Origin of the sequence: Parabacteroides sp. AF18-52 (genome assembly GCF_003479145.1) — a bacterium.
Classification (GTDB): domain Bacteria; phylum Bacteroidota; class Bacteroidia; order Bacteroidales; family Tannerellaceae; genus Parabacteroides; species Parabacteroides faecis.
Window position 1 is genome coordinate 42,491 of the sequence record NZ_QUGR01000013.1, and the last position, 12,930, is coordinate 55,420.

At 44.0% G+C, this 12,930-nt stretch carries 5 protein-coding genes; 3 read left to right on the plus strand and 2 right to left on the minus strand.

What is annotated here, in order from left to right; genetic code table 11:
• Nucleotides 1-133: 133 nt before the first annotated feature.
• Entirely contained in the window at nt 134-4,234 is a 4,101-nt protein-coding gene (locus DWX23_RS18795) for a two-component regulator propeller domain-containing protein (RefSeq protein WP_122375578.1), read from the minus strand.
• 177 nt (nt 4,235-4,411) lie between these two features.
• On the opposite strand from DWX23_RS18795, the gene DWX23_RS18800 reads away from it, so the two are divergent.
• From DWX23_RS18800 to DWX23_RS18810, 3 genes are all read left to right on the plus strand, one after another.
• A complete protein-coding gene (locus DWX23_RS18800) occupies nt 4,412-7,453 on the plus strand; it encodes a TonB-dependent receptor (RefSeq protein ID WP_122375579.1) in 3,042 nt (1,013 codons plus the stop codon).
• Nucleotides 7,454-7,467: 14 nt separating this feature from the next.
• On the plus strand, nt 7,468-8,961 hold the full coding sequence (locus DWX23_RS18805) for a RagB/SusD family nutrient uptake outer membrane protein (protein WP_122375580.1): 1,494 nt from the start codon (nt 7,468-7,470) through the stop codon (nt 8,959-8,961).
• 63 nt (nt 8,962-9,024) lie between these two features.
• The gene (locus DWX23_RS18810) at nt 9,025-10,578 is read left to right on the plus strand and encodes a sulfatase (RefSeq protein ID WP_122375581.1); all 1,554 of its coding nucleotides are present in this window, start codon (nt 9,025-9,027) and stop codon (nt 10,576-10,578) included.
• A gap of 97 nt (nt 10,579-10,675) precedes the next feature.
• On the opposite strand, the gene pnp is transcribed toward DWX23_RS18810, so the two are convergent.
• Nucleotides 10,676-12,922: a polyribonucleotide nucleotidyltransferase gene (gene pnp, locus DWX23_RS18815; RefSeq protein ID WP_122375582.1), complete on the minus strand. Its 2,247-nt coding sequence runs from the start codon at nt 12,920-12,922 to the stop codon at nt 10,676-10,678.
• Nucleotides 12,923-12,930 lie beyond the last annotated feature (8 nt).

The following is a 12,930-nucleotide window of genomic DNA, read 5'->3' on the forward strand; positions in this document are numbered from 1 at the left end:
GAAAGCTGCTCCATTCTGTGGGGCAGCTTTTTCCATGCAGATGAATTGCTGTTGCCATTCGATTTCTTAAATCAACTGAAGACGTATTGTTCTTGTATGAGTCTGTCTTCTCCACAGATACTTTATTTTGTATTTAGTCTTCGGACTCTAAGTATTTAGAGGGTGACACTCCAAACTGTCCGGCAAAATGTTTCCGGAGTGTACGTGTATCACTATAACCGACCATTTCTGCTATCTCCTGAATAGAGTATTTCTTCTCCATGATAAGCTCCGCCGCCTTACTCATACGCACCCTGCGGATTATCTCGATAGCTGCCAGTTCGCTATGCTGTTTTATCTTTCTGTATAAAGTAGGCTGACTCATATTTAGCCGGTCTGCCAGTATCTTCACGTTAAAATCTTCATTCGAAAGATTTACTTCTATCACATTGATAACCTGTTGCATAAAATCATCGGGTTTCTCTTCTTCTCCTGCTTCCTCAGCTTGCTTTTGCTTTAACATAAGAGTCTTAGTGTAGATACGTTTCAGTCGCTCCCGTTGTAAGATAAGGTTTTCGACCTTTGATTTCAATATTTCCGGGTTGAACGGTTTCATCATGTAATCGTCTGCACCCATCTTTGTACCTTGCAGGATATCCGCATCTTCAGCTTTGGCAGTCAGCATTAGTAGAGGAATATGGGCAGTACAAGGCTGCTCACGTATTTCCCGACAGCAGGTAAAGCCATCTTTCACAGGCATCATGATGTCGGTTATGATAAGGTCGGGGAGGAGGCGGGTAGCAACCTGTATACCTTCCTCGCCGTCAGCGGCCTCATATACAGCATAGTCTTTGCGGAAAAGACTGCAGATGTAAGTGCGGATTTCCTTATTATCTTCCACTACAAGTAAGTTTCTCTTTTTTATATTCTTTTCTTCCTGAACGACAAGAGGTGCTACCGGTAAAGAAATTAGCGGTTCTTCTACAGTGGGAGGATTAACAAGTTGATATTTGTCTTCTGCGAAGTGGGTGTTCCCTTCGGGAATAAGCAACGTAAACTTACTCCCTTTGCCTGGGGTACTTGTCAATGTCACTGTTCCATGATGCAAATCCATTGTGTTTTTGACGATACGTAGTCCGATGCCTACTTTGGAGGAAAGTAGGGGGGTATTTTCACCGGTAATAAAAGAGTCGAATATACGTTCTTGCAACTCATAAGGAATACCTTTGCCACTATCTGAAACTATTACCCTGCAATACAGTTTACCGTCTACTTTTGTCTGGTCTATACGTAATGTAATGTTGCCCTTTGGAGGAGTATACTTGAATGCATTGGATAGTAAATTGCGTATTGCCGAAGTTATTTTCTCTATATCTATCCACAGGCACACTGGTTCGGATGGTAAATCTATTGTGTAATTAGACTCTTCGGCTTCTGCCAGCTGGCAGAAGCTATTAGCCTCCCGGGAGGCTAATTCAACTATATTAGCTTTTGATAAACTCAGTTTTACCATGCCTGCCTCGATTTTTTGCACGTAAAGCAAATGATCAACCAGTGTGTGTAGTGAGGAGCCGTTACGATACATGATCTGCAGTTTTTCAAACATGGCATCCGAAGATTTGAGGTTCTGTAACAACTCTTGTAAAGGGGATAGAATGAGGGTTAAAGGAGTACGCAGTTCGTGGGCAGCGTTGGTGAAGAAATTCTCTCGCTCCATGCGTATCTGTTTCTCTTTGTCGCGTGCTACAGTAGCCGTAAATACTTCGTGTTGTAACTGTAGTTCATATTCCAGTCTTTTCTGGCGTACCCTGATACGGTAAATGATCCTTAGTATGGCCAAACTTATAAGAACCAGGAGAATCAACTTGAATAAGAATGTCTCGCTCCAGTGAGGAAGGATAGTCACCTTGAGAGAGGTCATCTTTCCGATATGCTCATTGGGATAGAGACTTTGTATCTCGAAAGTATAGTCTCCTTTCCGTAAGTTGGCGTATGAAACTTTCCCTCCTCCGTTAGCTATCATCCATTCTTTTTGATACGGATAGAGACGGTAACGTAATTTTTGCCGTTCTTTTGAAAAAGAGAGGCTGCTGAAAGTGAGTGAGAAATCACGGTTGTCGTGGTTCAGTTCAATCTCTTTGGCATAAAACAGGCTGTTGTTCAAGATGACTTGTCCGTTTATCTTTTCTCCCATAGCCACGGTTTTGTTGCTTACTTCTAAAGTCGTAATAGCGGCTGTTTCGGAAAAGGAAAATACGTTTATATTGTCTGGATCGAAATAAGTCAGGCTCTTATTGTTTCCCCAAAACAAGTACTTCCCATACAGAAACGCTGAACGGTTACTCCCTGATATATAATAATGATAGAATAACTGTTGGTGGCGGCTATACCGGGAAATTCCCGAATTAGAGCCTATCCATATATCTCCTTTGGCATCTTCTGTGATACACCCGGTATGATTATTGCATAATCCGTTTTTCGTTGTGTAGAAGTTATGGATCGTGCCGTTTTCGGGGTTTATGATGGCGAATCCGGTTTCATAGCCGACATATAGCTGTCCATCGGAAGAAGCCAGGAGTGACTTGACGGAAGCATTATGCAACTTGAATGAGGTTCCATATTCCATTTCCATAGTTTTCTTTCCTGCGACATGGTCAACTATTTTACCTACGCCATGCTGCTCGGTACCAACCCACACGGTTCCATCTTTCGTTTCTGTAATGGCATGGACAGGAATTTCCAATTCTGTCAAAGTACCGGGTTGGGATTGTTTGCGTACTTCTATGTGTTGGCATTTTCCGGACGACGAGTTAAACAACAACAATCCTTTGTCTGTGCCTATCCAAAAATTGTTTTGCCGGTCTATATGAAGTGCCCAGATGGATGAACGATTGATGGTAACCTCCATGTCTAAAGGGTGCACTTTAAAGGTTCCATGTTTATCATAGACAGTCAGTGTCCCGTCTTTATTGCCGAACCAGATATTCCCCTCTGCGTCTTTCATCGTACATAAGACAGTCTCTTTCTTTCTGACTTCCTCACTACCGGCAGTTACGAATTTGAAAGAGGAGCTCGAATGGAAAGGGTGGGTACTCTTCATAATACCTTTGTGAAAAGTTGCCAGCCACACATATCCATCATCGTCGACCTGTATACTACAAATTTCATTATGCCTGTCTTGGTGATACTGGTTGAAGTATTGCAACCTTAAGTCGGAATATATAACTCCGCCTCCGTTTGTTCCTATCCATAAAACTCCTTGCGAATCGTAAAAAGCACAAATCATACGGGTTTCGAGGTTCTGATTCACTAAGGATACATTATTATATATATGTGTAGTGAGTTCTTCCGAGATACCTTTGCCTGGATCCAGCAATGTATATCCGTTCCAGGTAACCGCTAGAAGCCTGTTATTGTTTAACTGAACGATTTCATAGACATCTGGATGCGACAATAGGTTTTTCTCGTCTTTTGCTTCATAGGAAATATGTTCTACGTGCCCCGAGTGTTTATGATAACAGATAATACCGTGGTCAATGGTAGCAATCCATATTCTGTTGCCTGCTTCTAAGATAGAACTGATAGAAAGAACCTTGGGACTGCCTAATGAAATCTGCTGAGTTACGGTCTTACTTTTCAAGTCATAGACAATAAGCTCTAAACGGCTGTTGGTCAGGTAAACTTTCGTACTGTCTTCCGACAGGGTGCAACGGGTAATGCCGTCTCTGTCCTTCACCAGCCCTCCCACTTTCTCTTCCATAGTCAGCTCAAGCGCAGTCACATGTCGTGCCTTATCCGTTCTCTCTTTTACGTTATACAAATAGAGATGCGTTGAACTGATAATCCGGCATTGGTTCGGATAGGCGGGTATAAACTGCAGCAATTTTCCTTTTTCCAGACCTCCTTCTATAGAGATGAATCGTTCGGTAGAGCGGTCGAAGGCATAGAGGGTCTGGTCGACTACCACTCCGAGACAATGCTCCGAAAGCTCGCCGATAGCAGAGACATTCATATAGGAAGTTAGTTGCATGGTAAAATTTTTGACGGACGAACCGTCGTAGCAGCTCAATCCGTTATCGGTACCGAACCACATAAAACCATTCTTGTCTTTATAAATGCAATTTACCTTATTGTCTCCTAATCCATCCTGCATGGTTAACAAATGAACATCGCGGTTTAGGAAAGCATGGCTATCTATACAATATATAAAACTGATGGATAAAAATAAAAGAGAGCTAATTAGAAAATGCTTCATAATATTTAGATTGTTCCGACAAAAGAAGCATATTTTCTTTATAAACCAAAAAATAAAGAAATAAAAAGCTTTATGAATTAAACATGCATATAAACTGAGAGAAACGTGCACCTTAAAAGAATTATTCCTATAATACATTTGTGACGTTGATCTTTTGTAGAACTTAAATTATATGCAATGAAAAAAATCATTATTCTATTTATGCTGTTGTTGTCGGTTATGGTTACTCATGCACAACAATTTGATGTCAAAGGTACTATTGTAGACAAAAAGTCTAATGAACCTATTATCGGTGCCAGTGTCCTTATTAAAGGAACAGCTAACGGAACAATCACTGATATTGATGGAAAATTTATCCTGAAGGATGCAAAAAAAGGAAACACTTTGGTTGTTTCTTATGTCGGATACCTTACTCTAGACATTTTGCTGAATGGGAATCAGGGTACCTTATCCATAGAAATGGAAGAAAATACAGAATTACTGGAAGAAGTGGTAGTAATCGGGTATGGTACTCAAAAGAAACAGGACATCACCGGATCTGTAGTCTCCGTGGGTGAAGGTAAGTTTACGGAAGGTATAAATACCAATGCTTTTCAGATGATTAACGGTAAGGCTGCCGGTGTAACTATAAGCCAAACCAGTTCTGCCCCGGGAGCGGCGTCCAAGATTCAGATACGCGGTGCCGGCTCTATTAACAGCAGTAACTCGGCGCTGGTTGTTGTGGACGGACTACCGGGTGTGGACCCTTCGTCTATCAATCCGGCTGACATCCAGTCTATCGAAGTCTTGAAAGATGCTTCGTCAGCAGCGATATATGGAACCCGTGCAGCAAACGGTGTAGTGCTTATTACGACCAAAAGCGGTAAAAAGGGAGATATAATCGTGAAGTTCGGTGCGGAAGTGGGCTTCCAGTCGGTTGCCAAACAAGTGGATGTTCTTAACGGCAGGGAATATATGGAGACCCTGAATGCTTTGCGTCTGGAGTCAAACAATCCGGATGGAGTCATCTACACGGCAGAACAGATTGCGGCTGTGGGTGAAGGAACGAATTGGCAGGATGAGATATTTCGTAATGGTGCTCCGGTACAACGTTATGAACTGTCGCTTGCCGGGGGGGGCGAAAAGCATGATTTTTATCTAGGCATGAGTTACTTCGACCAGCAAGGTATAGTGAAATTGTCAAACTTGAAGAAATATAATGTCCGGGTGAACATGAACGCGGCTCCCAAAGAGTTTCTGCGCTTCAAGTTTAATCTGAATTATACCCGTGGAGACGGACGGTCGATGTACGAAAATATGGACGGAGCCAATGAAGGGGCTGGTCCCATCAATTCTGCGCTTCAGTTCGACCCGACACTGGCTCCCGGTATTGACCCCGAGACAGGACGTTACCGTAAGAACAGTTTTATCGCCCTCGATAATCCCGAAGCACTTTTACATGGCGTATCGCCTGAAAAGCAAGATAATAATGTTTATGGAACCTTTACTACGGAAATCGAACCGCTTAAGGATCTCGTTGCCACTGTCCGTTTAGGTGCTACGATAGATACTTACACTCAGTCGAGCTATAGAAGCCGGGAAACATTAAACGGCTTGGCTAGTAAGGGCGAAGCATCCAAGAAGAGTGAAGAAAAGACTCAGTGGCTAGCAGAATTTCTGCTGTCTTACAAGAAGAATTTCAACGATGTTCACAAATTTACTATTCTTGGCGGTACGACTTTTGAACAATTCTCCTCACAATATGTGGAAGGCAAGGCGAAAGGTTTTCTTTCTGACGTGACGGGCTTTAACTCCTTGCAGAGTGGCGACAAACTGAATGGGGATGATGTGTTTTCCGGCAAAGAACGCAATCGTTTGAACGGTTTTTTGGGCAGAATCAATTACGACTTGCTGAACCGTTACCTGCTTACGGCATCATTCCGTTACGATGGTACTTCCCGTTTTTCTTCTGATCATAAGTATGCTTTCTTCCCTTCCGTGGCATTTGCCTGGAGAATGTCGGAAGAACCGTTCCTCAAGACGTTTGATAATCTGAGCGATCTAAAGCTCCGTATTGGATACGGTCAACTAGGCAACCAGGGTATTAGTAACTACCAGACACTTCAGACCCTGAAAGCGGCAGGATCTGCAGTCTTTGGCAATTCGTTGATGCAAGGACTGGTACAGGCACGGCTTCCAAATCCTAATTTACGTTGGGAAACTACGGCGGAGACTAACCTCGGTATCGACTTCGGTTTCTTTAACAACCGCCTGACAGGTAGTGTGGACTTCTACATTCGCGATACGAAAGACCAATTGTTTGACAAACCGCTGCCCTCGTCTATCGGTTTTGCTAACGTGAAGGTGAATGCCGGTAAGGTACGGAATTCCGGTATAGACTTTATGATAAATAGTATCAACTTCGACAAAAGAGACTTCGGATGGGAAACTTCACTCAATCTTTCCCTACTGAAAAACCGTGTCAAAGAGCTGCCTGATTTTATTCCGGAACTGATTACAGGATCGATGGCCAGCTTTATCTCAAACTATGAAATAACTCGTGTGGGTGACCCTATTTATTCTTATTACGGTTATGAAGTGGAGGGTATTTTCCAGAAAGGTGACGACATTGCTAATTCGGCCCAGCCGAATGCCAAACCCGGTGACTTAAAGTTCAAAAACCAGAACGATGACAATGCTATCACTTCTGACGACCGTGTTGTCTTAGGTAAACCCTTTCCTGACGTAACTTTGGGTTTTACTAATAATATCCGGTATAAGAACTTCAACCTTAGTATCTTCCTGCAGGGAGTATTCGGCATACAGACATTGGATGCAAACGTGCTCGAAACATTTTATCCTACCAACGAATACCGTAACCGCATAGCCAAATATTATCAGAACAGATGGACGGAAAATAATCCTACCAATAAATATCCTAGTGGCGTGAACTCGTCTAATTACGGTGGTCAGTATATGACCAATTCACTTACAGTAAAAGACGCTTCGTTCCTCCGTATTAAGAATATCAATCTGAGTTACGATGTTCCGCTGAGAGGGAATAAGTATATTCGGGCTGCCTCGGTTTATGCAGCGGTAGATAACCTCTATACTTTTACCGGCTACGAAGGTTTTGACCCCGATGCAAGTGCCTCAGGAGCCGATAAGGTTTCCAAGGTGAACTACAACAGCTACCCGCTGGCTCGTACCGTTAGATTTGGAGTTAATATTACATTTTAAAAAAATATTGCATTATGAAAATGAACAGATATATCTATGCCGCAATCTTTGCACTGATACTAACCGGCGTAACAAGTTGTAATGGTTTTCTTGAAGAAAAAGTCTATACAGAATATGATCCCTCCGAACTTCTGAAAGACCAGGACGGAGTAGATGCCTTGTTGGCAGGTGCTTATGCAAGGTCTCGTATAATTGAATACGCAAGCAGGAATTATACTTTCCTGATGAATGAGTTCCCTACAGATATTGCTTTTGAAACAGGCGGTGGTTTGGAACGCGATGCCATTCCCTTTATTAATTTCACCTGGGCGGTGGATAATTCTATACTCAACAGTTTTTGGGGAAAGATGTACGAAGCTATTGCCAGTGCTAACTCTGTTCTCAATGTTGTTGACGGGCTTACGGGGGTTCCCGAAGAAAATCTGAAACGCACTCAAGGCGAAGCGCGTTTCATCCGAGCTGTCTCCTACTACTTTTTATACAACCTTTTTGGAACAACGCCGATTATCGAACTTCCTAAAAATGCGTCGCCCGACGAGATAGAAGAGATAGGTAAATCTACACCGCGTGCTTCCCGGGAACAGTTTGTAAACTATCTTGTGGCAGACCTTACCTTTGCGATTGAGAACCTGCCCATCGAAGAAAATCCTATCGGCAAAGCTTCCAAAGGGAGTGCCTTGGCTGTTTTGACTAAGCTCTACATGCACGAAAAAGACTGGGTGAATGCCGCAAGTACTGCTCAGAAAATTATCGATCTGAACTATTATTCGTTATACAGCGACTACAAAAAGATGTTTTCCATAGAGGGGGAAGGCAATAAAGAATATATTTATCGCGCACCTTGTATCGCCCAGTCCGGTTTCCAGAACAATTATATGGCACATGCTTTCCCGCCTAATTATCCTATCCAGTCCAACTGGATAAACTTCGGTGCACAGTTTCGTACCTATACCGCTTTTTATGAAACCTTTGCGGGAAATGACGTTCGTCTCGAATCTTTTGTCGCACATTATATCAACGAGAGCGGTAATGAAGTAGAGTTGTGCCGAGACGAGAATGGCCAGGCTCTTGACAATGTGCGAAGTTTCAAATATTGGCCCGACCCCAACGCTATAGGTGAAAACAACGGTAATGACATCGTCTACATCCGCTATGCAGATATACTATTGTGTAAAGCTGAAGCGCTCAATGAACAACAAGGTCCCAGTCAGGAAAGTGTAGACCTTGTCAACCAGATTAGAAAACGTGCAAAGACGGAAGAGATAGTGCTGAAGGATTACCCAACCAGGGAGCTTCTGCGCGATTTTATCCTGGCTGAACGTGGTCGCGAATTCTTTTCTGAAGGATTGAGAAGGGAAGATCTCATTCGCCACGGTAAGTTTATAACCAATGCTCAGGCACGTGGAAAGAATGCACAGCCTTATCATGTTCTTTACCCTATTCCCTTACGACAACGTGAATCTAATAATCAGTTAGGGCAGAATCCAGGATATGAAGGTGCTGAATAGTCTGGCCAAACTGGTATAACAATGACATTTTGTTCTGTTTATGAAATTCTAAAATAGATATTTATGTACAAAAACATATTCTTATCGTTTGTTCTGGTTTCTATTACCGGGACTTCTACATATGCGCAGAAGAAAACTCCTGCCGGGCAACCCGAAAAGCGTCCGAATATCATTTTGTTCATGGTGGACGATATGGGGTGGCAAGACACTTCGTTGCCTTTCTGGACACGGAAGACCCGCTACAATGAGGCTTATGAAACTCCTAACATGGAACGTCTGGCGCGTAAGGGGATGATGTTTACCCAGGCTTATGCCTGCAATATCAGTTCTGCAACTCGTTGTAGCCTTATTACTGGTGTGAACAACGCTCGTCACCGCGTTACCAACTGGACACTCGAACGCGACAAAACCACCGACCGCACCAGCTCTACCCTCGAACTACCGGACTGGAACTATAATGGAGTAAGCCAGGTGGAAGGCATTAACAATACTTTCGTCGGCACTTCTTTTGTAGAATTGTTGAGGCAAAACGGTTACCACACCATCCACTGTGGTAAAGCACACTTCGGTGCCATCGATACACCGGGCGAAAACCCGATGCATTGGGGATTTGAAGTAAACATTGCCGGACATGCAGCCGGTGGCCTTGCCACCTATCTGAGCGAACGGAATTATGGACACACACGTGACGGAAAGCCTTTCTCGCTAATGGCTATTCCCGGATTGGAGAATTATTGGGGAACGGGTATATTCGCCACTGAAGCGCTTACTCTCGAAGCCATCAAGGCTCTCGATAAAGCTAAAAAGTATAATCAGCCTTTCTATCTCTATATGTCTCACTATGCCATCCATATTCCTGTCGACAAAGATGACCGCTTTTTTGGTAAATATGTTCGTAAAGGGCTGACTGACAAGGAAGCGGCTTATGCTTCATTGATCGAAGGTATGGATAAAAGTTTAGGTGACTTGATGGATTGGCTGGAGCAGAATGGCGAGGCAGACAACACTGTGGTTATTTTTATGAGCGATAATGGAGGTTTAGCCTCTGAACCTGCCTGGCGCGATGGAGAACTACATACACAAAACTTTCCACTGAATAGTGGTAAGGGTTCTCTTTATGAGGGAGGGATTCGTGAACCCATGATTATCAGTTGGCCAGGTGTGGTCAAGCAAGGAAGTAAATGTGACAAATACTTGATGATTGAAGACTTTTACCCCACGTTACTTGAAATAGCGGAGGTAAAGGAATACAAGACGACACAGCCGCTGGATGGTATAAGTTTTGTGCCGTTGCTCACTGGTACAGGCGATCCCTCACGAAACCGTGCTTTAGTTTGGAATTTTCCTAATATCTGGGGCAACGACGGTCCTGGTATCAACTTAGACTGTTCTATCCGCAAAGATGATTGGAAATTAGTGTATTACTATGAAACGGGTGAAAAAGAACTGTTTAATGTTCCGGCTGATATTGGTGAGAAGAACGATGTTGCTGTTCAATATCCTGACATCGTTAAAAGGTTGTCTAAAGAGCTAGGTGCTTACCTGCGTAGCACAGATGCACAACGTCCGATTTTTAAAAATACTGGCAAACCCTGCCCATGGCCGGATGAAATATAAAGTGTTTTAGGAACAACCTGTCGTCTGATAAAAATTGAAAAGGGTGTGCCATATTTGGCACACCCTTTTTATATATAATGTATAAGAAAGTCGTTTATTAATAACGATCGTTACGACGGTCTCCGCGATCTCCACGGTCACCACGATCCTGACGAGGACCACGGTCTCCGCGATCACCACGTTCCGGTCTCGGACCTCTTTCGGGTCTCGGCGGACGTTCTTCGTAACCTTCCGGCTTCGGTAGTAACACTTTGCGAGAAAGTTTGAACTTACCGGTCTTTGCATCGATGTCTACCAGTTTCACCTGAATAGTGTCGCCTTCTTTCAAACCTGCCTGTTCTACTGTTTCCAGACGAGCCCAGTCGATTTCAGAGATGTGCAACAGACCGTCTTTGCCCGGCATAAATTCAACGAATGCACCGTAAGGCATGATAGAAGATATCTTTCCTTCGTATACTTCGCCGATTTCAGGAACGGCAACGATACCCTTGATCGCTCTGATAGCAGCATCAATCGTATCTTTGTTTGTTCCGGAGATTTCGATCTTACCTACACCGTCAACTTCTTCGATCGTGATAACAGCACCAGTCTTTTCCTGAATACCCTGGATGATCTTTCCACCCGGGCCGATCACTGCACCGATGAACTCTTTACCGATCGTCATCGATTCGATACGCGGAGCATGCGGTTTCAGTTCAGCACGTGTTTCCGGCTGAGCTTCCATGATCTTTCCTAAGATATGCATACGGCCTTCTCTTGCCTGAGCCAGTGCGTTTTCAAGGATTTCGTATGATAAACCGTCTACCTTGATATCCATCTGAGTGGCAGTGATACCGTCTGCTGTACCTGTTACCTTGAAGTCCATATCTCCTAGGTGGTCTTCGTCTCCTAAGATATCCGACAGGATAGCATAGTTCTGACCTTTGTTCTCAGAGATAAGACCCATTGCGATACCTGATACCGGTTTTTTCATCGGAACGCCGGCATCTCTCAATGCCAGTGTACCGGCACAAACAGTAGCCATAGAAGAAGAACCGTTTGATTCCAGAATATCAGAGATCACGCGTATAACATAAGGATAATTATCCGGGATCATGCGCTTCAAAGCGCGGTGAGCCAGGTTACCATGACCTACTTCGCGACGTCCTACGCCACGTGATGCTTTAGCTTCACCTGTAGAGAACGGAGGAAAATTATAATGTAATAGGAAACGTTCTTTGCTGTGGTTCAGTACGTCGTCAACCATCTTTTCGTCGGCTTTGGTTCCGAGTGTAACAGTTGTCAGTGACTGAGTTTCGCCGCGTGTGAAGACTGCAGATCCGTGAGGTCCCGGAAGATAATCCGTTTCGATCCAGATCGGACGGATTTCAGTAGTCTTACGACCGTCCAGACGCTTTCCTTCGTCAAGGATAGCACGGCGCATGGCTTCTTTTTCTACATCGTGGTAGTAACGGCCGATCATTTCAGCTTTGGCTTCCAACTCTTCTTCAGAGAAGTTAGCTTTATATTCGTCGACGATTGCCTGGAAAGCATCGAAGCGCTGGTGTTTGTCTGTGCCTGATGTGGCAACAGCGTATGCTTTTGCGAAACATTTATCGTGTACGTCTTTGCGCAGTTCTTCGTCGTTTTCTTCGTGGCAATATTCACGTTTAACGAGTTTGCCGCAAGCTTCCGACAGCTCGAGCTGAGCCTGGCACTGTGCTTTAATCGCTTCGTGAGCGACTTTGATTGCTTCCAGCATGTCTGCTTCCTGTACTTCAGACATTTCGCCTTCAACCATCATGATATTGTCGATCGTCGCAGCAACCATCATGTCGATATCTGCTTTTTCCAATTCAGAGAATGTCGGGTTAATAATAAATTTACCGTCGACACGTGCTACGCGAACTTCAGAGATCGGTCCGTTGAAAGGTATATCGGAAACAGCTAAAGCAGCTGATGCTGCTAAACCAGCCAAAGCATCCGGCATATCTTCGCCGTCAGCAGAGAATAATATAACGTTTACATATACTTCTGCGTGGTAATTGTCCGGAAATAACGGACGCAACGCGCGGTCAACGAGGCGCGATGTCAGGATTTCATAATCTGAAGCCTTTCCTTCTCTTTTTGTAAAACCTCCGGGAAAACGGCCAAATGCGGAGTACTTTTCTTTGTATTCAACTTGCAGCGGCATGAAGTCAACACCGGGATTTGCATCTTTAGCGGCACAAACAGTAGCCAGCAACACAGTGTTGCCCATACGAACGGTAACCGCACCGTCCGCCTGTTTAGCCAATTTCCCGGTCTCGATGGTGATGGTTCTTCCATCAGCCAACTCGATCGTCTTGTTAATTGGATTAAGCATAATCTTCT